We start from the raw sequence: 22,954 nt of genomic DNA, 5'->3' as shown, positions 1-22,954 counted from the left end.
CCTCTTATTGTTCTGTCAGGGGGCGCAGGCGCACGCCCTGTTCGAGGTGCGCCAGTTGCGTGGCGTCACCGATGCCGAAACCGATCTGGGTCACGGCCATGGCGGCAATCGCGGTGGCGGTGCGCAAGGTCTGTTCGGGCGTGTCGGCACTGAGCAAACCGTGGAGCATGCCCGCCAGCAACGAATCCCCCGCACCGACGGTGCTGACCACACTGACCTTGGGCGGCGTGGCGTGCATGGCCGAGCCGACACTGAACCAGTTCACCCCGTCGGCACCGTCGGAAATCACCACGTGCTCAATGCCATGCGCATGCAAACGGCTCGCCGCCTCGGCTTGAGCGCCCACGGAAGCCACCTCGCAATCCAGCGCTTGGGCCAGTTCTTCGGTGTTGGGTTTGATCAGCCACGGGCCGGCCGCCAGACCTGCGCGCAAGGCTTCACCGCTGGTGTCGAGCGCCACTTTCAAACCGCGCTTTTTCAAGCGCTGGATCAGCTCCCGCAACCATTGAGGGTTGACGCCACGGGGCAAACTGCCGGCCACGACGACCGCGTCATGCCCGGGAGCAATCTGGTCGAGACGATCGAGCAAAGCCTGCTGCGCCGCTTCACTGACCCTCGGCCCCGGGCCGTTGATATCGGTGATGCGCCCATCGCTTTCCGCCAGTTTGATATTGCTGCGGGTCTCGCCGGGGACACGGACAAACGCGTCGGTAAAACCGCGTTTGGCGAACAGGGTTTCGAACGCCTGAAGGTTATCTTCCCCGAGAAAACCGCTGACGGTCAGCTGATGCCCGAGGTCAGCCAGTACCTGCGCCACGTTCACCCCTTTGCCGGCGGCGTGGGTGTGCATTTCATCACTGCGATTGACCTGACCGGGTGCAAGTACCGGCAACTGAACGGTGAGGTCCAGCGCCGGGTTAAGGGTCAGGGTTAAGATTTTGGCCATTACAGGGCCTCCACTAATGCACGAACGTCGTTCGCGCTGCCCACGGCCAGGGCCTGTTGGGCAAGGGTTTGAGTCTGGGTCAGGTTGAGTTCACGAATGCGCGCCTTGACCTCGGCAATGCTGCGGCCCGACACGCTCAACTCATCCACACCCAGGCCCACCAGCACCGGCACCGCCAGCGGATCGGCCGCCAGTTCACCGCACACGCCGACCCACTTGCCATGAGCATGAGCCGCACGCACGGTGATGTCGATCAGTTGCAGCACCGCCGGATGCAAGCCGTCGGCCTGGGCCGACAAGGTCGGATGACCACGGTCGATGGCCAGGGTGTATTGCGTCAGGTCGTTGGTGCCGACGCTGAAGAAATCCACTTCCTTGGCCAGAAAAGGCGCCAGCAAGGCGGCCGATGGCACTTCAATCATGATCCCCAGTTGCAGGTCCGCCACCGGGATTTCCAGGCGCAGGCGTTCGGTCATGTCCCGGGCCTGACGCCACTCATCGACGCTGCCGACCATCGGGAACATGATCCGCAATGGACGGTTGTCCGCCGCACGCAGCAAGGCGCGCAACTGCGCTTCCATGACCTGCGGACGTTGCAGGGTCAGGCGAATGCCACGCACGCCGAGGAACGGGTTTTCTTCTTTCGCGATCGGCCAGTACGGCAGCGGTTTGTCACCACCGACGTCAAGGGTGCGCACCACCAGCGGTCGACCGGCCAGGCCATCGAGCACACGACGGTATTCAACTTCCTGAGTCGCCTCGTCCGGCGCTTGCGAGTGGGCCATGAAAATCAGTTCGGTGCGCAGCAGGCCAATGCCTTCGGCGCCCTGCTCCACCGCACTGGTGACGCCGGCGCTTTCGCCGATATTGGCGAACACTTCCACTGCGTGGCCATCGGTGGTCAACGCCGGTTGATGGCGTTGTTCGGCGGCGGCTTTCAAGCGCAGTTCGCGGGTGTCGCGTTCTTCGGTGGCGCGCCGCAAGGTGGCGGCATCGGCGTCCACGTGCAGGCGACCACGTTGACCATCGATCAACAGCGGCGTGCCCGGTTTCAACAGCAACACCGCGGCACCTGCGCCCACTAGCGCCGGAATGCCCAAGGCCCGGGCGACAATCGCGCTGTGGGCCGTGGCGCCACCGCGAGCGGTGAGGATGCCGGCGACGCGCGCCGGATCAAGACGCGCCACGTCGGACGGGCCGACTTCGTCCATCACCAGAATGTACGGCTGCTCTGGCTCGGCCGGCGTTTCGACGCCACTCAATTGCGCCAGCACCCGACGGCCAATGTCACGCAAATCGGCGGCACGTTCGGCGAGCAAGGCGTCCTGCAACGATTCCTGCTGTTTGGCGGCGGCTTCAATCACTGTCATCCACGCCGCTTCGGCGCTTTCGCCTTGCTTGAGGCGGGTGTCGACTTCGTCGGTCAGTTCCGGGTCGTCGAGCATTTCCTGATGGGTGATGAAAATCTCGCGAATCGCTTTGGCCTTGCTGCGCTCGATCAGGCCTTCGATGTCGCGACGCACATCCGCCAACGCTTGCTTGAGGCGTTCGCGCTCGATGGCGGCAGACTCACCGCGCAGCGGGTAATCGATGACTTGCAACACTTGAATATGTGCCGGGCCGATGGCAATTCCCGGGGCAGCAGCAATCGCCTGAATCAGACTGCCGGAGGCCGGTGCAAGCAGCACTTCGGCGACATCGATGATTACTTCACGCTGTTGGCTCACGACCGGCAGCGGCTCGACTTCTTCACCGAGGCCTTCTTCGATGGCCGCCAGCAAGGCTGGCAAAGCATCGGCGGCGATGGTTGGCTCAGCGATGAACTCCAGCACCTGACCGCGACGGGCGCCGAGGCTGAGCAGTTTGCTCAAACTCTTCACCGACACCGCGCTGTCGTGGCCATCGACGATGCGCACGCGGACTTCGCCTTCAAAACTTTTCGCCAATTGCGCGAGGATCTTCGCCGGGCGCGCATGCAAACCGTGGGCGTTGGCCAAGGCAATGCGTGCACTTGGCCAATCCGCCGGCACTTCACCGCCGAGGACTTCCAGCACCGCGCGGCTGCTGGTGGCACGGCCCAATTCATGACCACGGCCTTCGATCAGCAACGCGCAAAGGCGTTCAAGCAGCGCCTGATGGGCTTCACCGAGGCTGGCCAGGCAAAACAGACCGCTCAACGGCTGACCGAGGTAGCGTATGGGTTTGTCCGGAGTAACAAACGCCAGGCCCGGACGCTTCACCGTTTGTTCGCTGTGCAGCCACCACAGGCCATCGCCCAGCGGCAGTGCTTCGACCTGCTGCAAGACGCCGGCAAAACCGTTGCTCACGCAATCGGCCTGACGCAGCAAACGGGCGCCGCGCCAGACCAGTTCTTCAAAGTCATCGGCAGAAACACTGAGGCCGATCATCTGTGCGTCCAGCGCCAATTCCTGTGGCGCGCCTTGCAGCAGTTTCAGCAAGGCTTCGGCGGAACTGGCGCGGCGCAGGGCCTGGCCCAGATCGGTTTCACCGAGGGCGCGGGTCAGCAGTTGCAGCAGGCGCAGGTGTTCATCGGATTTGGCGGCGATACCAATCGCCAGATAAACGATCTGGCCATCGCCCCAATCCACGCCGTCAGGAAACTGCATCAGGCGCACGCCAGTGGCGAATACCTGATCGCGGGTTTGCGGGGTGCCGTGGGGGATGGCGATGCCTTGGCCGAGAAAGGTCGAGCCCTGGGCTTCCCGGGCCTGCAAGCCCGCGAGGTAACCATCCGCCACCAGGCCATCGGTCACAAGTCGGTCAGCGAGTAATTGCAGGGCGGTGGCTTTATCCATAGCCGACTGGCCCATGGATATCTGCTCTATGGTGAGCTCGAGCATGCTTTCTCCTTTTTGGCGCCATCTGACGCCAGGTATTGTTTTGATTGATTCAGCTTAGGCCCTTGAAAGCGCCTTTTCAGGGGGTAGTTTTGGCAGTTTCGCGGCAGAACCGACCAAAGCGACCTACAACGTAGAAAATACGCCTGCTGAAACGTTTAATCTAGAATGTTAGGCACGTTACTCGATAATGTCTCATCCTTGAAGTCCAATTGTCGGACGAGCTGCGACAATGGTCGCCTACCTGAATCGGGTAGGATTGGCGAAAATGTCGGGGCAAGCTCGAAAAAACAAGGAAAACCGGGTTGAAACTCAGTGATATTGCACAGTTGGCCGGCGTCTCCGTGACCACCGCCAGTTATGTCATCAATGGCAAGGCCGAACAGCAGCGCATCAGCAGCGCCACTGTCGAACGCGTGCGTGCCGTGGTCGAACAGCATGGCTTCACACCCAACCCTCAGGCCGCCGGGCTGCGCAGTCGACATACTCGCACCTTGGGCTTCATTCTGCCGGACCTGGAAAACCCCAGTTACGCACGGATCGCCAAACTGCTGGAACAAGGCGCCCGGGCTCGCGGCTATCAGTTGTTGATCGCCAGTTCCGACGATGCGCCGGACAGTGAACGGCAATTGCTGCAACTGTTCCGCGCCCGGCGCTGCGACGCATTGATCGTCGCCAGTTGCCTGCCGGCCGGCGATGACAGTTATCGTCAGTTGCAGGCCAAAGGCATTCCAATCATCGCCATCGACCGGGTGATGGAGCCCGAGCACTTTTGCTCGGTGATCAGCGACGACCGCGAAGCGAGTCTACTGCTGACCTGCAGCCTGCTGGATCCATTGCCCAAACAGATCGCGCTGATCGGTGCCCGTCCCGAGTTGAGTATCAGCCAGGAACGGGCCGCTGGTTTCAAGGAAGCGCTGAACGGTTTCACAGGCGAGGCGCTGATCGAACACGGCGAGTCGTTCAGCCGCGAGTGCGGCAAACAATTGATGGAAGCGTTGCTTCAGCGCCTGGGCCATTTGCCGGACGCGCTGGTGACCACTTCCTATGTGCTGCTGCAAGGCGTGTTCGATGCCTTGCACGACTTCCCGCTGAAGAATCGCCCGCTGCGCCTGGGCACCTTCGGTGATACGCAGTTGCTGGACTTCCTGCCGCTGCCGGTCAACGCCATGTCCCAGCAACATCAACTGATCGCCGACAAGGCACTGCAACTGGCGTTGGCAGCCATTGAACAGGCCGAGTACCAACCCGGCGTGCAGGCCATCGCGCGGACTTTCAAGCAGCGTATTCTTCAGGACTGAGCCGTGGAACTGATCGACACCCACACTCATCTGGATTTCCCGGATTTCGATGGGGATCGTCAGGCGCTGCTGGCCGAGTGCCGCGCCCTTGGCGTGCGGCGGATCGTGGTGCTGGGGGTTTATCAGGCCAATTGGCAGCGGGTCTGGAACCTGGTGCAGAGCGATCCCGATCTGCACGCGGCGTTTGGTTTGCACCCGGTCTATCTGGATGATCATCGCCCTGAGGATTTGACCGAACTCGGTGACTGGCTGACGCGTCTGGCGGGCCATCGACAGCTATGCGCGGTGGGTGAGATCGGGCTGGATTACTTCATCGAAACCCTGGATCGTGAGCGCCAGCAAGCATTGTTCGACGCCCAACTGCAACTGGCGGCGGACTTCAATCTGCCGGCGCTGATTCATGTGCGACGCAGCCATGCGACGGTGATTGCTACGCTCAAACGATTTCGCTTGAAACGCGCGGGGATCATTCATGCCTTCGCCGGTAGCCAGGAAGAGGCGCGCGAATACATCAAGCTCGGTTTCAAACTTGGCCTCGGCGGCGCCGCGACCTGGCCGCAAGCCCTGCGCATGCACCGGGTGCTCGCCGGTTTACCCCTTGAATCGGTGGTACTGGAAACCGACTCACCGGACATGGCCCCCGCCATGTTTCCCGGCCAACGCAATAGCCCGGCCCACTTGCCAGCGATTTGCGAAGCGCTGGCCGCCCTCATGACAGTCAGCCCCGAACGATTGGCTGCCGCCAGCACTGCCAATGCGTGTGAGTTGTTCAACTGGTAATCAGTCGCCACACACATTCCCTGTGGGAGCGGTGCGGTATCAAACCCGGAACGCGCTGATCAATTGCTTGAGTTCCACCACCTGCGCCGATAACGCTCGGCTGGCATTTTCAGTCTGGTGCGCGCCGTCGGCGGTACGCTCGCCGGCGCGATTGATCTCGACGATGTTCTGGTCGATGTCGTGAGCCACGGCGGTTTGCTGCTCTACTGCGGCAGCGATCTGCTGGTTCTGGTCGACGATCATGCCGACGGCGCCGAGGATGTTTTCCAGCGCCTGCTGGACCTTTTCCGATTGCCCGACCGTGCCGCTGGCCATCTGATGGCTGGTGCCCATCGCCTTGACCGCCGCCCCGACACCGCCGTGCAGCTTGGCGATCATCAGCTCGATTTCTTCGGTCGATTGCTGGGTGCGCTTGGCCAGGGTCCGGACCTCGTCCGCCACCACCGCAAAACCACGGCCCTGCTCGCCCGCGCGCGCGGCTTCGATGGCCGCGTTGAGGGCCAGCAGATTGGTTTGCTCGGCAATGCTTTTGATCACTTCCAGCACACGGCTGATGGACTGGCTGTCGCTGGCCAGTTGATTGATCACCCGCACCGACTGATCGATCTCACTGGCCAGTGCAGCGATGCTGCCCTGCTGGGACTCCACCAGGCCGCGCCCGCTGATGGTTTCGTCGTTGACGCTGTGGGCGCTGCTGACGGCCGCCGCGGCACTGCGCGCCACCTCCAGAGACGTGGCTGACATCTGGTTCATCGCGGTGGCGACCTGCTCGATCTGCGTACGCTGCCCCGCCACTGCCTGATTGCTCTGGGCGGACACGTTTTCAACCTGGCCGGCCTGGCGTTCGACCTCACTGACGGTTTGGCCCACGCGCTCGATCAGGTCATGGATCTTCTTCACAGTGCCGGTGAACACCTCGCCCAACTCGCCCAGTTCATCGCGGCTGTTGGCGCTGAACGTCACGGTCATGTCACCGGCCGCCACCTTGTCCATCACCGCGCCAAGACGCTTGAGGGTGGTGCGGGTCGAGGCGTAGAAACCGCCATAGAGGTAAAAAATCAACACAAACACCAGTGCCAGCGCTACTGCCTGCAGGATCATGTGAGTGCGGTGCTGCTCCAGCCGCTGCTGCAACTGGGTACCGAGAAATTTCAGAGTGGCTTCGTTGAGTTGGTAGGTCTGGTCGATCAGGCCCGTAACCTGATCGTAAAAGGTCTGCCACGGTGCATCGAGGGTGTCAGCCATCACCACTTGCTCTTCGAACAGTTCACTGGCCTTTTTCAGAGAAGCCTTACTGCTTTCGGCCTGAGCGACCAGGGTTTCGTGCGCCGCTTTACTGGAACCCAGAGCATCCTTCAACTTCAGTCCGTACTCAGCCTGAAGCTTTTCGATCTGCGCCAGCAACTCATCGAAACGAGTGCTCGACGCCGAATTGAGAAAGCCCTGCCCCAACGAGTAAGAACCCATCGCCCGGCCCTCACCGAGCATTTGGGTGACGGCCGGCGTGACGTTGGTAATGAGTTCGCTCAACTGACGCATGTCGCTCTGGCTGTCGCGGCTCAGGCCGGCCTGACTGGCGATGATCTGGCTGAAAATCTGCGCATTGCCGAGCAACTTGCCGATCAGCGCACTTTTGCTTTGCAGGGAATTTTCCGCTTGCTGAGCCTTGAACGCGGCGATCATTTCATCGCGTTTGCCATCGAAAAAACTGATTTGTTCCGGGTCAGTGGTCATCGCCGCCAGCCCTTGCAAACGGGTCAGAACGCTTTGCTCCAAGGCACTGATAGTCGATTCAACATTGCCTGCCTTGCCGGACTGGCCAAGGGTGACGTTGATCTGCACCAGGTTGTTCAGGGTTTCCAGATCCCGACGCAGGCTCAGGCCACTGCCCAGCAGGTCGAGGCTTTGCAGTTCGATCCGAGTGCCTTGAAATTCGCGATAGGCATCGCGCACCAGATAGAAGTTGGTCACCAGCATTGGCACGAGGAACAGCACGCTGATCAGGCTGAACTTCATGCCGAAGCTCAGGCGATTCATCAGCGCGACGGCGGGATAGAGCAAGCGCTTCACTGTGAAGTCTCCCTTTGAATTCTTATTTTTATGGCGGGCGCGCAGATACAGCAGATAGCCACTATTGGCGCTGTCTCTGTATAGCCTAAATCGACGGAGGATTTTGTAACTTAAGGTTAACGACAGGAAGCCGTTGTTGGAGCGCATGAGCCCCCTATGGCGAGGGAGCTTGTCGGAACGCCGCACCGTCCCGCTCGGCTGAGAAACAGTCGTAACCGGACATAGTCTGTCTGGATGGGCGCAGGGGGCCGCTTCGCGACCCAGCGGGAGCAAGCTCCCTCGCCACATGTGTTGTGGCTTAGGACAAAACAGTCCACAACGCAAACCCGGCATACCAAAGCACCGCCGCGCGCAGCTGCAGTTCCCAGATCCGGTCGAGGCTGTTGATGCCATCCGGCCCGACCACCGGTGCAGGAATTTCACCGGCCACCAGCCCGACCTTCTCGATCAATTGGGCGGCGCTGATGTTCCAGTTCAGCAGCTCATGCAGCATCACCCGGCTGACCGCGACAAAGTTGCCGACCAGCGCAAAGCTCACCGCCAGCAGTCGCACCGGCATCCAATCGAACGCATGACGCAGCTGTGCCGCTCGCTCGACCACCGCCGGGTTCTGCCCGTGCTCTTCGGCCAATGCCAGCAGTCGATAGCTCAACGCGGCAACCGGGCCCAGCAGGAAGTACCAGAAGATCACCGCAAAAAAGCTTTGATACGCCTGCCACAGCAGATGCCCTTCAACTCGCTCCAGCAGTTGCTCGCCGCTGTCAGCGCAAATATTCAGATCACGTTTGGCCACATGGGCGGCGGCTTGCAGGTCTTCCCGGCGCCAGGCATCGCGAAACGGTCCGAGGCCGGCCAGTAGATCACCACGGCCCAGACTGTAAATCACCACCAGCAGGTGAACCGGTAACGCCAGCAAACCGTAGGCCACCGGCTCCAGCACCACCAATAGCAAACCCAGCAGCGCCACCGGCAACAACACCAGCACAACCAGTATCAGCCATGGACGGTTTGTCATGCGTGGGTTGGCTTCAAGCTTGTTCAGCTCGCGTACCCAACCGCCATCACGTTGAACCCGATGGCGCAGGGCCGAAAACTTCTCGATCCACACCGCCAACAGCAGCACCAGAAAACTCATCGTTGCTCCTTTTTTTCCAGAGTGGCGTTTGTCAAAGCCGCTCGATAGCGTGCCCAGTCGAACGCCGGTCCCGGATCAGTCTTGCGCCCGGGTGCAATGTCGCTATGCCCGCAGATGCGTTGTGCGGTGATGCCTGTGAAGGCGCTTTGCAGCTGTCGCGTCAGGGCCGTCAACGCTTGATATTGGGCGTCGGTGAACGGCAGATCATCCGTGCCTTCGAGCTCGATGCCCACGGAAAAATCGTTACAGGTGTCCCGCCCATCGAAACACGAGACGCCGGCGTGCCAGGCGCGCTCAAGACAAGAGACAAACTGAGTGACAGTGCCGTCACGTTCAATCAGAAAGTGCGCAGACACCCGCAGGTCGGCGATCCCTGCAAAGTAGGGATGTTCCGTGACATCCAGGCGATTCTGGAAAAATTCCTGCACCTTGCCGGTCAGAAACTGCGCGGGCGGCAGACTGATGTTGTGAATCACCAGCAGGGAAATTTCGCCCTCGGGGCGCGCATTGAAGTTGGGCGAAGGGCATATGCGCACGCCCTGACACCAACCGCTCGCGGGGTCCAACTGCATACAGGTTCCTTCAACGAAGACTGTGTTGGCGCCCAGTATGCCGCGATAGACCCTCCGCGCGCGATCACTTGCCGTGATTGAGCCGTCGCAAGTTGCCCAGCACCGACTCCAGCGCCCGATCGAACAGCAAGGTGTCGTCCAGCGTTCGCACCGTGCCATGCCGGAACTCCAGAGCCAGACCGGTACGGCTGTGCTCCAGCACTTTCATCCCGGTACGGTTGACGAAGATGTGCTTGCCAGTGGCTTTAATGATCGCCGCCAGCTTGCAGCGCAGGGTGTTTTCCTCGTCTTCCTGAAACTCGACCCAGCAGCCAAGGCGCAGCTGATCAACCTGAAGCAGCGCAACATCGCCCTCCGGCACACGTAGCGAAGCCCTTTCGACCGGGCCTTCGTCAGCGGTGCGAAGCACGATTTCCTGCCGCACTTCGATCATCTTCGGCCCGTTAACAGGCTGGTTCTTCTGAGCCGGTCGTTCGAACAGCTGAACGTGCAAAGCTTCCAGCTCGCTGAAAAACTCACGGGTGGCAAAGGGATCGTATGCCGAGCGGCTCAAGCCATCGCGCAACGACTTGAGCAACCCCGGCACCAGCGACAACAAGCGCAGGCTCGCGTCGGGTTCGTCATGGCGCTGCACGCTCCAGATCAGTTGTGCCATGGTCTGCACATCGGCATGCCATTCGGCGGACTGATCACCGTGCTTGAGGCCGGTCAGCAACAACACTTTGCTCCAGGCCGCGTGGACAAACGCCACCACGCTGTGCGGCAGCACTTTGCCCATCAACGCCAGGTTCAGCACCTGCTCGACACGCTGGCGCGCCAGTTCGGTCCTGGCGCGGCCTTCTTCGGCGTCGCGGGTGCGCTGCTCGAGCAATTCGCTACGACGGCGCTCATCGCTGGTGAAGGCGAGGAAATCCGCCAGCAGTTCGGAAAAGATCGTCGGGTCATCGACAAAATCGTTCAACAAGCGCGCCACCACTTGCTCGATGCGCAGGTACAGGCTATCGCGCTGATGGTCATCGCACTCGCCCCAGCCCATGGCTGCAGCGGCGATTTCGTTGAGTAAACGCCGGGCGGGATGGCTGCCGCGGCTGAAAAAACTCTTGTCGAGCACCGCAACTTTCAGCATCGGGATCTGCAAACGGCCGATCAGTGCCTTGAGCGAGTCCGGCAGGTTGCGGTCATCGAGGATACATTCGAAGAGCATGGCAATCAGATTGATCACGTCTTCGTCGGCTACCCCCACCACACGCGACTTGCCACTTTTGACGCTGACCCGGGTCAGCAGTTGTTCGAGCTGGTTACGCAAATCGAAGTCGTCCTGAGCCGCCAGCGCCGGGACGTATTGCTGCAAGTGCGAAAGCAGACGCAGCAAGTCGCGAGTAGAAATGGGCTGGGGCTGTGCACTGACTTCCAGGGTCGGCGCAACGCTGCCACGCACGTGCAACAGCAATTCCTGCAATGCGGCGAAGACCTCCAGCACGCTATTGTCGATCGGCGTATTGCCAGTTCGCACGCCTGTCTCGTCGGGAGAACCCCGAACACACGCCGCCGCCCGATCAATGGCGCGTCGCGCCGGTGCGGGCTTGAGGTCGGGCAGCACGCCGGTGGCAATCAGCAATTGATTGGCTTCGGCGTACAGCTGGTCAGCATTGCTGAGCACATACCGTTCGAACAGTTTGAGGATGATCAGCTTGACCTTGATCTCCATGCCCAGGTTGCGCCCGGCCTGCAAGAAATACTCGCAGAGCAGCGTCGGCCCCATGGGGTTGTGCTGTTCGACCAGCATCTTGCCCAACAGTGTGCTGAGTCGGGCGGTGAGCTGGTCGAGGGCGAAACCGTCGCGGCTCAGTACTTTGCCGACCATCGCCTCTACCGCTACGTTGCGCTCTGTGTCGTCATCAGGCATCGACGCCAAGGCATCGAAAGCCAATGCCCTGGGCAAGGCAGTTCGAGAAATGTCGTACTGCATGAGGTTGACGAAAGCTTCGAAGAATTGCTCGAGAAAACCGCGCTCGATGCTTTTGCGCTTTAGACGCAAATCGCGCATCGCCTCGAAGAAGATGTTTTGCTCGACATCGTTTCGGGCCCGGTCGGCCATTTCGAACAGGGTGTCGTCGGCGTTGTCGAACAGCGCCTGCAAACCTTGCTTGAGCTGTTGAGCGGCCTTGTCGCGAACCTGAAGCAGAATCACAGGCAGGCGGGCGAGCGGCGAGTGAGTCGCCTGATCGGTAGTCGCCCTGTGCAAAGGCACTACATTCCCGTCGTTGTGCATCCAGGCCTCCTGAAAGGGTGATTCTTCATTTCGGTGCGGTCAGAAAGTCCGAGCACGCAAGCCATACAGCAGGCGCTCAACGGGGACTGTCATCACCCGTTGTCATTCAAAAACCGGGAACCCAAAGCTACGTCAAAGCTATGACGTCAAATGCAAGGCGAATTATCTGCAAAAGACGCTCCTTGTGCCAGCAGACTGCGCCCTTCCATCAGAAATAGACGCTTATGAGAGCCCTTACTGGCTGAGGGAATCGATCAAATGCAGGATGGCTAACGATGGAATGGCCGTTGATGCCTTGGGTTGCCTCGCACCATGGCCCTATAATCGGGCCACTTTGTTTGTGGAGCCCGTTATGCCGAATCTACGTCTCGCCGATTTGACCGCCGAAATCGAAGCCAACGTGCGCCGTGCGTTGCTCGAGGACATCGGCAGCGGCGACATCACCGCGCAACTGATCCCGGCCGAACGCCTGGCCAAAGCGACCATCATCACCCGCGATGCGGCTGTCATAGCGGGCACCGCGTGGGTCGACGCGGTTTTTCGGCAATTGGACCCGCGGGTTGCCGTTCATTGGCAGGTGCGCGACGGCGAGCGGGTGAAACCCAATCAGGCGTTGTTCCACCTCGAAGGCCCCGCGCGCTCGCTGCTGACGGGTGAACGCAGCGCTCTGAATTTTTTGCAAATGCTGTCCGGCGTGGCCACTCGTGCGCAGTACCTGGCCGATTTCGTCGCCAAGACTCAGGTCAAGCTGCTCGACACCCGCAAAACCCTGCCGGGGCTGCGCCTGGCCCAGAAATACGCCGTGACCTGCGGCGGTTGCCACAACCACCGCATCGGCCTGTATGACGCCTTCCTGATCAAGGAAAACCATATCGCCGCCTGCGGTGGCATTCCTGAGGCTATCGCGGCTGCACACAAGATCGCCCCGGGCAAACCGGTGGAGATCGAAGTGGAAAGCCTGGCGGAACTGAAGGAAGCACTGGCGGCGGGTGCCGACATCATCATGCTCGATGAACTGAGTCTGGCTGACATGCGCGAAGCTGTGCGTTTGAACGCCGGCAAAGCAAAACTGGAGGCCAGCGGCGGTATCAACGAAAGCACGTTGCTGCCAATCGCCGAAACCGGGGTGGATTATATTTCGATTGGTGCGATGACCAAGGATGTGAAGGCTGTGGACCTGTCGATGCGACTGAGTATCTGAAGACTGCGCGCAATAAAAAACGCCAGCCCGGTTGAGGCTGGCGTTTTTGTTTCACACCACTAGATTGTTCATCTCGCAGTACTCTTCCCACTCGACGCCCAATACCTCGGCCGCCTCCTTGTGCAGTTCCAGACGCTTGGCCTCGAACTCCTCCGGCGTGCTCGTGTACTTGAGCGTCAACTCCCACGGCTGCAAGCCCTGCGCTTCCGCCTCATCCTCGAACGCCCACTGGATTTGGTCTTTCTGATCGTCGGCGGGCAAGTCCTTGATCTCTTCCAGCAACTGGGGGGCGTCCAGCACGTACTTTTTCAGGGCTTCTTCGTGTCTGGCTTCTTGGGTCAACTCTTTAACGGTCATGGCGTTCTCGCTGATCTGGGGAATGGAAGATGGATCTGGATCATCAAGGATCTCTCTGACGCAGAAAAACCGTTTGAAGCCCGGTTTGTCTGGCCTTCAGAACCATTCGGGATCATCTGAAAACTGCTGGGCGATGCTCATGCAGACAACGAATATAGGACGTTTTGTCGACGATTTACACGGGTCTTTACATCTATCCCATAAAAAGCCACGTGCATCACACACATAAGGTGCAGGAAGTCTTGGAAACATGAAATAAGCGAGGAAAGTGGTGCCCGAGACAGGAATCGAACCTGCGACCTTCGCGTTACGAGTGCGCTGCTCTACCGGCTGAGCTACACGGGCGGTGGGCTAAACCTAGCACTGGCTATGGAGTCAGGCAACTTCGCGCACCGCAAAATCAAAAGATCTTTCTGTATACAAAAAAAATGCCCCGCCGTTTTTACGGCGGGGCATTTCTATAACGTTGAAGCGGTCAGGCGGAGGGGGTGATTAAACGCCCGATGCCTTGGCTGCGGCTACGTCTTTGATGGACAGCTTGATACGGCCGCGGTTGTCCACGTCCAGCACCAGTACTTCCACTTCCTGGCCTTCTTTCAGGATGTCGGTCACTTTTTCAACGCGAGCATCGCTCAGCATCGAGATGTGAACCAGACCGTCCTTGCCCGGCAGGATGTTGACGAATGCGCCGAAGTCGACGATGCGTTCAACCTTACCGACGTAGATCTTGCCGATTTCAGCTTCTGCGGTGATGCCCAGAACGCGCTGACGTGCCGCTTCAGCCGCTTCCTTGGTTTCGCCGAAGATCTTGATCGAACCGTCGTCTTCGATATCGATCGAAGCCTTGGTTTCTTCACAGATCGCACGAATGGTCGCGCCGCCTTTACCGATGACATCACGGATTTTGTCGGTGTCGATTTTCATCGCGATCATGGTCGGAGCGTTTTCCGACAGCTCGGTACGCGACTGGCCAATGATCTGGTTCATCTGACCGAGGATATTCAGGCGCGCTTCAAGGGCTTGGCCCAGAGCGATTTCCATGATTTCTTCGGTGATGCCCTTGATCTTGATGTCCATCTGCAGCGCGGTAACACCTTTGGCGGTACCGGCTACTTTGAAGTCCATGTCGCCCAGGTGATCTTCGTCGCCCAGAATGTCGGTCAGAACAGCGAATTTCTCGCCCTCTTTAACCAGACCCATGGCGATACCGGCAACCGGTGCCTTCATCGGAACGCCGGCATCCATCAGCGCCAGGGAAGCACCGCAGACCGAAGCCATGGAGCTCGAACCGTTGGACTCGGTGATTTCCGATACAACACGGATGGTGTACGGGAACACGTCAGCAGCAGGCAGCATGGCCTGAACCGAACGACGGGCCAAACGGCCGTGACCGATTTCGCGACGACCAGCGCCACCCATGCGACCACACTCACCTACCGAGAACGGAGGGAAGTTGTAGTGCAGCATGAACGGGTCTTTTTTCTCGCCTTCCAGGGTGTCCAGCAGCTGTGCGTCACGGGCAGTACCCAGAGTGGCGACTACCAGGGCCTGGGTTTCGCCACGGGTGAACAGCGCCGAACCGTGGGTCTTCGGCAGAACGCCGACTTCGATGTTCAGCGGACGTACGGTCTTGGTGTCGCGACCGTCGATACGTGGCTTGCCGTTAACGATGTTTTCGCGAACGGTGCGGTATTCGATTTCACCGAAAGCCGCTTTGACTTCAGCGGAAGTCGGCTGACCTTCTTCACCGGACAGGTTGGCAACAACCTGGTCTTTCAGCTCGCCCAGACGTGCATAACGGTCGGCTTTGACGGTGATGGTGTAAGCCTGGGAGATCGCTTCGCCGAACTCGGCGCGGATAGCACCCAACAGAGCGGTGGCTTCTGGCTGCGGAGCCCAGGTCCAGGTTGGCTTGGCAGCTTCAGCGGCCAGTTCCTTGACGGCGTTGATCACCACCTGGAACTCGTCGTGAGCAAACAGTACAGCGCCCAGCATCTGGTCTTCGGTCAGCTCTTTGGCTTCCGATTCAACCATCAACACGGCTTCCGAAGTACCGGCAACGACCATGTCCAGGCTCGAAGCTTTCAGCTGTTCGTAAGTCGGGTTCAGCAGGTAGCCGGTGCTTTCATGGAACGCAACGCGGGCAGCGCCGATCGGGCCATCGAAAGGAATACCGGAGATGGCCAGGGCAGCCGAGGTACCGATCATCGCAGCGATGTCCGGATCGGTTTTTTTGCTGGTGGAGACGACGGTGCAGACAACCTGCACTTCGTTCATGAAGCCTTCTGGGAACAGCGGACGGATCGGACGGTCGATCAGTCGGGAAGTCAGGGTTTCTTTCTCGGAAGGACGGCCTTCACGCTTGAAGAAACCGCCAGGGATCTTACCGGCAGCGTAAGTCTTTTCCTGGTAGTGAACGGACAGAGGGAAGAAGCCCTTGCCTGGATCGGCTTGTTTGGCACCGACAACGGTCACCAATACGCTGACGTCGTCGTCAACGGTGACCAATACTGCGCCGGAGGCCTGACGGGCGATACGGCCAGTCTCGAGGGTAACGGTCGACTGACCGAACTGGAATTTTTTGATTACCGGGTTCACGGTGTCCTACCTTCTTTTGTGGCTCTTGGGGAACTTGTCTTCTTGCGAAATTCTTGGGCAATGTCGGGAATCGGCCCAACGCCTGTCCAGGGTAAAACCTATATCCAGATAAAACTTGAGGCTGGGAGCCTGCCATGCGCCAGCGGGAAAACCCACTGACGCACGACAGACAACCAACCTCTAGCGCAATCGCTTATTAGCGACGCAGACCCAGGCGACCGATCAGAGCCTGATAACGACCCAGATCCTTGCCTTTCAGGTAGTCCAGCAGCTTACGGCGCTGGTTTACCATGCGGATCAGACCACGACGGGAGTGGTGATCTTTACCGTTGGCCTTGAAGTGACCTTGCAGTTTGTTGATGTTGTGGGTCAGCAGTGCAACTTGCACTTCTGGCGAACCAGTGTCACCAACAGCTTGCTGGTAGTCAGCTACGATTTGAGCTTTTTCTTGAACGTCGAGAGCCATGAGGCAATCCTTTTATCAGGAAACTGTTTCATAGAAACAGCTTCAACAGGCCAGGGACAAATCCCTGTATCTAAAAATGAGTAGTGACCGTGCCTGTTAACAGCCACCCTCGTTCGGTCATTCTGACCGAATCAGTCGACGCGGCGCGATGCGCCCGTCTTCGCTCACTTCACCGATACCGATGAAGCGACCGTTGTGATCCTGTACCCGTACCATGCCAAACTTCGGTGCATCCGGGGCGCGTACCGGTTGGCCGTTAAGCCAGTAGAACGCGCTGTGCTCCGAGAAATGCAACAGTGGCCAGTCCAGCAGGCCGCTGTCCGATGGCATCAGGAAGCGATCGACCGCTTCGTTGCCGCCTTCGGCATGTACCGCTTCAAGCTCTTCCAGAGTGACGGTCTGTGCAAGCGTAAAAGGCCCGGCCTGGGTACGTCGCAATTCAGCCACGTAAGCGCCACAACCGAGTTGCTCACCGATATCCTCCACCAGGGTGCGGATATAGGTGCCTTTGCTGCAATCCACCGCAAGCCGCGCAGTATCACCCTCAAAGGCCAGTAATTCCAAGCGCGCAATAGTAACAGAACGCGGTTCGCGCTCCACTACTTCGCCTGCACGGGCCAACTTGTACAGCGGCTGGCCATCACGCTTGAGCGCCGAGTACATCGGCGGTATCTGACTGATTTGCCCACGAAATTTCGGCAGCACAGCTTCGATATCGGCGCGACCAACGGTCACCGGACGCTCCAGCAAAACATCACCCTCGGCATCGGCCGTGGTGGTGGTCTTGCCCAGTTGCGCCAGGGTTTCGTAACCCTTGTCGGAATCGAGCAGGTATTGCGAGAACTTGGTGGCCTCACCGAAGCACAACGGCAGCACGCCGGTGGCCAACGGATCGAGACTGCCGGTGTGCCCGGCCTTCTCGGCATTGAGCAACCAGCGAACCTTCTGCAATGCCGCGTTGGAGGTGAACCCCAGCGGCTTGTCGAGCAGGATGATGCCGCTGACGTTACGACGGATACGTTTGACCTGAGCCACCGATTACTCCTTGGCGTCTTCGGGTTCAGCCGCTACCGGATGCTGATTGTCTTCAGCCACCGCACGCTCGATCAGGGCCGACAGGTGCGCGCCACGCACGACGCTTTCGTCGTAATGGAAGTGCAACTGCGGAACGCTGCGCAACTTCATTTCGCGAGCCAACTGCATACGCAGGAAACCGGCAGCTGCGTTGAGCACCTTGATGCTTTGCGCGATGTCGTCGCGGCTGTCCTGGCCCATCACGGTGATGAAGATCTTGGCGTGACCGACGTCACGGCTGACTTCAACAGCGGTAATGGTGACCAGGCCGACGCGCGGGTCTTTGACTTCACGACGGATCAGCTGTGCCAGCTCACGCTGCATCTGATCGCCGATACGTTGGGTACGGCTATATTCTTTTGCCATGTCTTGTTACCTGTTACTGCCCCACGGTGAAACCCGTGTGGTCTGAAAGCGGCAAACGCCCGGCCTGACAAAAGCCAGACCGGGCGTTGCGTTTAGAGTCCGACTGATGCGCCGCGCAGTTGCATGCGGCTGGCCATCACGGCTCTTGAAGTGCGCGAGTTAGAGGCTGCGAGCAACCTGAACCTTCTCGAAGACTTCGATCTTGTCACCGACTTTGACGTCGTTGTAGCTCTTCACGCCGATACCGCATTCCATGCCGGCACGTACTTCGGAAGCGTCATCCTTGAAGCGGCGCAGGGATTCCAGCTCGCCTTCGAAGATAACGATGTCTTCACGCAGTACACGGATTGGACGGTTACGGTGAACAACACCTTCGATAACCATGCAACCGGCGATCGCGCCAAACTTCGGCGAACGGAACACGTCACGCACTTCAGCGGTACCCAGGATGTTCTCGCGAACATCGCTGCCCAGCATACCGGTGAGGGCTTTCTTGACGTCTTCGATGATGTCGTAGATCACGTTGTAGTAACGCATATCCAGACCTTCCTGCTCGACGATCTTGCGAGCGCCAGCATCGGCACGCACGTTGAAGCCGAACAGTACAGCGTTGGAGGCCAGCGCCAGGTTGGCGTCGGACTCGGTGATACCACCGACACCGCCACCGACCACACGCACTTGCACTTCGTCGTTACCCAGGCCATTCAAGGCACCGTTCAACGCTTCCAGCGAACCACGGACATCGGATTTGAGGACGATGTTGAGCGTCTTCTTCTCTTCCTGACCCATGTTCTCGAAGATGTTTTCAAGCTTGCCGGCGTGAGCACGGGCCAGTTTGACTTCGCGGAACTTGCCTTGACGGAACAGAGCCACTTCACGGGCTTTCTTCTCGTCGGCAACAACGCTCATCTCGTCGCCAGCGTCCGGGGTACCGTCCAGGCCGAGAATCTCGACAGGGATGGAAGGACCGGCTTCCTTGATTGGCTTGCCGTTCTCGTCGAGCATGGCGCGAACGCGACCATAGTTCGAACCGACCAGCACCATGTCGCCTTGGCGCAGGGTACCGTCTTGAACCAGAACGGTTGCAACCGGGCCACGACCTTTGTCAAGACGCGATTCAACCACAACGCCACGGCCAGGAGCCGAAGGGGTCGCTTTCAGTTCGAGAACTTCAGCTTGCAGCAGAACAGCTTCGAGCAACTCGTCCACGCCAGTACCGACTTTCGCCGAAACCGATACGAACGGGGTGTCGCCGCCCCACTCTTCCGAAGTCACGCCGTGAACCGACAGTTCGCTACGGATGCGATCAAGATCGGCGCCCGGCTTGTCGATTTTGTTCACTGCAACAACCAGCGGAACACCAGCAGCCTTGGCGTGCTGAACGGCTTCAACGGTCTGCGGCATTACGCCGTCATCCGCTGCAACCACCAGGATCACGATGTCGGTCGCCTTGGCACCACGGGCACGCATGGCGGTAAACGCGGCGTGACCAGGGGTGTCGAGGAAAGTGACCATACCGCGATCAGTTTCAACGTGGTACGCACCGATGTGCTGGGTGATACCGCCGGCTTCGCCAGCCGCTACCTTGGCACGACGGATGTAGTCGAGCAGCGAGGTCTTACCGTGGTCAACGTGGCCCATTACGGTCACAACCGGTGCACGGGAGAACGCTTCACCTTCAAACTTCAGAGACTCGGCCAGGGAATCTTCCAGGGCGGTGTCGCTGACCAGGGTCACTTTGTGGCCCAGCTCTTCGGCAACCAGTTGGGCAGTTTCCTGATCCAGTACCTGGTTGATGGTCGCTGGAGTACCCAGTTTGAACATGAACTTGATGATTTCAGCAGCCTTGACCGACATCTGCTGGGCGAGATCGCCAACAGTGATGGTCTCGCCGATCTTCACTTCGCGCACAACAGGGCCGGTTGGGCTCTGGAAACCGTGGGCGTTGCGTTTCTTCAGCTTGGCCTTGCCGCGACCACCACGACGGAAGCCATCGCTTTCTTCGTCGGTAGTACGTGGCGCAACACGTGGAGCAGGCGCTTTTTCCTTGACCGAAGCACGATGCGGAGCGTTCTTGCGCTCGCCATCGCCACTGCCACGACGATTGCTATCGTCGGCACGTGGTTTGTCCGGACGACGCTGTTCGTCGCGTTTGCGAGTGTCAGCCGCTGGTGCTGGCGCAGCTGCAACTACCGGCGCGCTTTCACGCACTGGTTGGGCAACTGCAGCAGGCGCTGCAACGGCGTCGTTAGTAGCGGTTTGCGCAGCAGCAGGCTGGCGACGCGCTTCTTCTTCGGCGCGACGCTTGGCTTCTTCTTCAGCCTTCTGACGTGCAGCATTTTCTACTGCGCGACGTTCTTCCAGTTCGCGTTTGCGCTCGGCTTCGATTTCTTCCGGGCTGCGTTGCACGAAGACTTTCTTCTTGCGTACTTCAACGCTGATGCTCTTGCTACCAGCAACACGCAGGGTGCTGGTGGTTTTGCGCTGCAATGTAATCTTGCGCGGTTCTTCCACTTTCGCCTTGTGGCTGCTCTTCAAGTGAGTCAGCAAAGATTGCTTCTCACTATCGCTCACACCTTCATCGGCGGCGGTGTGCGGCAGACCTGCCTCACGCATCTGCTGCAACAGGCGCTCTACCGGTGTTTTGACCTCATCGGCCAGTTGTTTCACCGTGACTTGCGTCATGCACTTCTCTCCTCAGGCCGCGCCTAATTACTCGAACCAATGGGCTCGGGCGGCCATGATCAACTTGCCGGCACGATCATCGTCAATGCCGTCGATGTCGAGCAGGTCGTCAATAGACTGCTCGGCCAGGTCTTCGCGGGTAATTACGCCGCGCACCGCCAGTTCCATCGCCAAATCCTTGTCCATACCCTCAAGCGAGAGCAGGTCTTCGGCCGGATGGGCGTCTGCCAGCTTTTCCTCAGTAGCGATGGCTTTAGTCAACAAACGATCCTTGGCCCGAGCGCGAAGCTCGTTGACGGTGTCTTCGTCAAAGCCATCGATGTTGAGCATTTCTTCCAACGGTACGTAGGCAATCTCTTCCAGGCTGGTGAAGCCTTCATCTACCAGCACCTGTGCCAGATCTTCGTCGACTTCCAGCTCGTCGATGAAGTTGCGCAGGATGTCGCCAGTTTCTGCTTGCTGCTTAGCCTGGATGTCCGATTCGGTCATCACGTTCAGGGTCCAGCCAGTCAACTGGCTAGCCAGACGCACGTTCTGACCACCGCGACCGATGGCCTGAGCAAGATTGTCTGCGCCAACGGCGATGTCCATTGCATGGGCATCTTCATCGACGATAATTGCCGCCACTTCAGCCGGCGACATTGCATTGATCACGAACTGCGCCGGGTTATCGTCCCACAGGACGATGTCCACACGCTCACCGCCCAACTCGCCGGACACTGCCTGGACGCGCGAACCGCGCATACCGATACAAGCGCCTTGCGGGTCAATGCGCTTGTCCTTGGAGCGGACCGCGATCTTGGCGCGCGAACCCGGGTCGCGGGACGCAGCCATTACTTCGATCAGGCCTTCAGCGATTTCCGGCACTTCGATGCGGAACAACTCGATCAGCATTTCCGGCGCGGTACGCGACAGGATCAGCTGAGGGCCGCGGTTCTCGGTGCGGATTTCCTTGAGCAGCGCACGCAGACGCACGCCAACCCGGAAAGTTTCGCGAGAAATGATGTCTTCACGGGCCAGCAACGCTTCAGCGTTGTTGCCCAGGTCAACGATCACGTTGTCGCGGGTGACTTTCTTCACGGTGCCGGAGATGATTTCCCCCAGGCGCTCGCGATAGGCGTCAACGACTTGAGCACGCTCGGCTTCGCGAACTTTCTGCACGATGACTTGCTTGGCAGTCTGTGCAGCAATGCGGCCGAACTCGATGGACTCGATCTTCTCTTCGACAACGTCACCAACCTTGGCACCAGGATGCGTTTCTGCAACCTTGCTCGGCCAGGTTTCGATGGCCGGATCGTCCAGGTCTGCTTCTTCGACAACCGTCCAGCGACGGAATGTCTCGTAAGCACCGGTGTGGCGATTGATTTCCACACGCAGATCGACTTCGTCCTCAAAACGCTTTTTGGTCGCAGTGGCCAGAGCCAGCTCCAGCGCTTCAAAAATTACGTTTGCCGGTACGCCCTTTTCATTGGATACCGACTCAACAACCAGCAGTACTTCTTTGCTCATCGTACGCCTCGCCTTTCGCAAGCCATTGGATCCGCGGGATCCGCGTCTCAGTCAAAACTGGGAATAATGTTGGCCTTGTCGATCATATCGATCGGCAACAGGAACTCATGGTCTTCAACCTGCACCACGACGTCCTGCTCTTCTACACCGCGCAGAAGGCCCTGAAAGTTGCGCCGACCTTCAAAAGGCGAGCGCAGCTTGATCTTCACTTGTTCACCGGCAAATTTTGCAAACTGCTCAATAGTGAACAGTGGGCGTTCCATGCCAGGCGAGGAAACTTCGAGGGTGTATTCAACGGCGATCGGATCTTCAACATCCAGTACACCGCTGATCTGACGGCTGACAATGGCACAATCGTCCACCAGCACGCCGCCCTCTTTATCAATATAAACGCGCAACATTGAGTGGCGACCTTGAGCCGAAAACTCAATACCCCAGCATTCATAGCCTAGGGCCACGACCACCGGGGCCAGCAAGGCCTGCAACTCTTCTAGCTTGCTCGACACCTGAACCCCCTCGTGCATGTATGTGCATGCTGTGCAAAATAAAAAAAATGGGCGAAACGCCCATCCTTGAAACGCCGTTGAATAGCGGCGTTGAAAGTGTCCAGCTAACAAAAAGCCCCTGAAAAGGGGCTCCTTAAACTGGTTGCGGGGGCCGGATTTGAACCGACGACCTTCGGGTTATGAGCCCGACGAGCTACCAGACTGCTCCACCCCGCGACAAAGCTGGGGCGGAAGTATACGACCGATCCCTGACAGGGT

General features: G+C 59.1%; 17 protein-coding genes and 2 tRNA genes. 3 read left to right on the top strand and 16 right to left on the bottom strand.

The features are described from left to right. Positions 1–4: 4 nt before the first annotated feature. Together pfkB and ptsP are read right to left on the bottom strand one after the other, a co-directional pair. Positions 5–946 (bottom strand): 1-phosphofructokinase, encoded by a 942-nt coding sequence (gene pfkB, locus LOY56_RS03815; RefSeq protein ID WP_258620029.1) that lies wholly within the window; start codon positions 944–946, stop codon positions 5–7. Then, on the bottom strand, positions 946–3,807 hold the full coding sequence (gene ptsP / locus LOY56_RS03810) for a phosphoenolpyruvate--protein phosphotransferase (RefSeq protein ID WP_258620028.1): 2,862 nt from the start codon (positions 3,805–3,807) through the stop codon (positions 946–948). The genes pfkB and ptsP overlap by 1 nt, the downstream gene beginning before the upstream one ends. Positions 3,808–4,109: 302 nt before the next feature. Here ptsP and cra point away from each other — a divergent pair, with 302 nt between their 5' ends. Continuing rightward, positions 4,110–5,105: a catabolite repressor/activator gene (gene cra, locus LOY56_RS03805; RefSeq protein ID WP_258620027.1), complete on the top strand. Its 996-nt coding sequence runs from the start codon at positions 4,110–4,112 to the stop codon at positions 5,103–5,105. 3 nt (positions 5,106–5,108) lie between these two features. Continuing rightward, a complete protein-coding gene (locus tag LOY56_RS03800; RefSeq protein ID WP_258620026.1) occupies positions 5,109–5,885 on the top strand; it encodes a TatD family hydrolase in 777 nt (258 codons plus the stop codon). Between the two features lie 39 nt (positions 5,886–5,924). On the opposite strand, the gene LOY56_RS26960 is transcribed toward LOY56_RS03800, so the two are convergent. From LOY56_RS26960 to LOY56_RS03780, 4 genes are all read right to left on the bottom strand, one after another. Continuing rightward, the gene (locus LOY56_RS26960; protein ID WP_408980373.1) at positions 5,925–6,629 is read right to left on the bottom strand and encodes a methyl-accepting chemotaxis protein; all 705 of its coding nucleotides are present in this window, start codon (positions 6,627–6,629) and stop codon (positions 5,925–5,927) included. A gap of 1,624 nt (positions 6,630–8,253) precedes the next feature. After that, positions 8,254–9,090 (bottom strand): regulatory signaling modulator protein AmpE, encoded by an 837-nt coding sequence (ampE, locus tag LOY56_RS03790; RefSeq protein ID WP_258620023.1) that lies wholly within the window; start codon positions 9,088–9,090, stop codon positions 8,254–8,256. After that, positions 9,087–9,662, bottom strand: a complete 576-nt coding sequence (ampD, locus tag LOY56_RS03785) for a 1,6-anhydro-N-acetylmuramyl-L-alanine amidase AmpD (protein WP_258620022.1) — start codon at positions 9,660–9,662, stop codon at positions 9,087–9,089. Before ampD ends, ampE begins: the two co-directional genes overlap by 4 nt. 64 nt (positions 9,663–9,726) lie before the next feature. Then, the gene (locus LOY56_RS03780; protein ID WP_258620021.1) at positions 9,727–11,934 is read right to left on the bottom strand and encodes a DUF1631 domain-containing protein; all 2,208 of its coding nucleotides are present in this window, start codon (positions 11,932–11,934) and stop codon (positions 9,727–9,729) included. 352 nt (positions 11,935–12,286) lie between these two features. Here LOY56_RS03780 and nadC point away from each other — a divergent pair, with 352 nt between their 5' ends. After that, on the top strand, positions 12,287–13,135 hold the full coding sequence (gene nadC / locus LOY56_RS03775; protein ID WP_258620019.1) for a carboxylating nicotinate-nucleotide diphosphorylase: 849 nt from the start codon (positions 12,287–12,289) through the stop codon (positions 13,133–13,135). A 51-nt stretch (positions 13,136–13,186) separates the two neighbouring features. Here the strand turns inward: nadC and LOY56_RS03770 are convergent, their stop codons facing one another. From LOY56_RS03770 to LOY56_RS03725, 10 genes are all read right to left on the bottom strand, one after another. Beyond that, complete coding sequence (locus tag LOY56_RS03770) at positions 13,187–13,492, bottom strand: DUF6388 family protein (RefSeq protein ID WP_258620015.1); 306 nt, start codon at positions 13,490–13,492, stop codon at positions 13,187–13,189. A gap of 269 nt (positions 13,493–13,761) precedes the next feature. Continuing rightward, positions 13,762–13,837: transfer RNA gene (locus tag LOY56_RS03765), tRNA-Thr, on the bottom strand. 147 nt (positions 13,838–13,984) lie between these two features. Beyond that, positions 13,985–16,090, bottom strand: coding sequence for a polyribonucleotide nucleotidyltransferase (pnp, locus tag LOY56_RS03760; RefSeq protein WP_052965657.1), 2,106 nt, complete (start codon positions 16,088–16,090; stop codon positions 13,985–13,987). A 196-nt stretch (positions 16,091–16,286) separates the two neighbouring features. Then, on the bottom strand, positions 16,287–16,556 hold the full coding sequence (gene rpsO, locus LOY56_RS03755) for a 30S ribosomal protein S15 (RefSeq protein WP_003176135.1): 270 nt from the start codon (positions 16,554–16,556) through the stop codon (positions 16,287–16,289). 117 nt (positions 16,557–16,673) lie between these two features. Further along, entirely contained in the window at positions 16,674–17,591 is a 918-nt protein-coding gene (gene truB / locus LOY56_RS03750; RefSeq protein ID WP_258620011.1) for a tRNA pseudouridine(55) synthase TruB, read from the bottom strand. Positions 17,592–17,594: 3 nt separating this feature from the next. Then, positions 17,595–17,996, bottom strand: a complete 402-nt coding sequence (gene rbfA, locus LOY56_RS03745; protein ID WP_063341585.1) for a 30S ribosome-binding factor RbfA — start codon at positions 17,994–17,996, stop codon at positions 17,595–17,597. A 159-nt stretch (positions 17,997–18,155) separates the two neighbouring features. Then, positions 18,156–20,681, bottom strand: a complete 2,526-nt coding sequence (infB, locus tag LOY56_RS03740; RefSeq protein ID WP_258620003.1) for a translation initiation factor IF-2 — start codon at positions 20,679–20,681, stop codon at positions 18,156–18,158. A gap of 27 nt (positions 20,682–20,708) precedes the next feature. Next, the gene (gene nusA, locus LOY56_RS03735; RefSeq protein ID WP_008057419.1) at positions 20,709–22,190 is read right to left on the bottom strand and encodes a transcription termination factor NusA; all 1,482 of its coding nucleotides are present in this window, start codon (positions 22,188–22,190) and stop codon (positions 20,709–20,711) included. Between the two features lie 47 nt (positions 22,191–22,237). Then, positions 22,238–22,696: a ribosome maturation factor RimP gene (gene rimP, locus LOY56_RS03730; RefSeq protein ID WP_010463487.1), complete on the bottom strand. Its 459-nt coding sequence runs from the start codon at positions 22,694–22,696 to the stop codon at positions 22,238–22,240. 139 nt (positions 22,697–22,835) lie between these two features. Beyond that, positions 22,836–22,912, bottom strand: a tRNA-Met gene (locus LOY56_RS03725). Between the last annotated feature and the right edge of the window lie 42 nt (positions 22,913–22,954).

Origin of the sequence: Pseudomonas sp. B21-048 (genome assembly GCF_024748615.1) — a bacterium.
Taxonomy (GTDB): domain Bacteria; phylum Pseudomonadota; class Gammaproteobacteria; order Pseudomonadales; family Pseudomonadaceae; genus Aquipseudomonas.
This window is presented reverse-complemented; position numbering and strand designations above follow the sequence as displayed.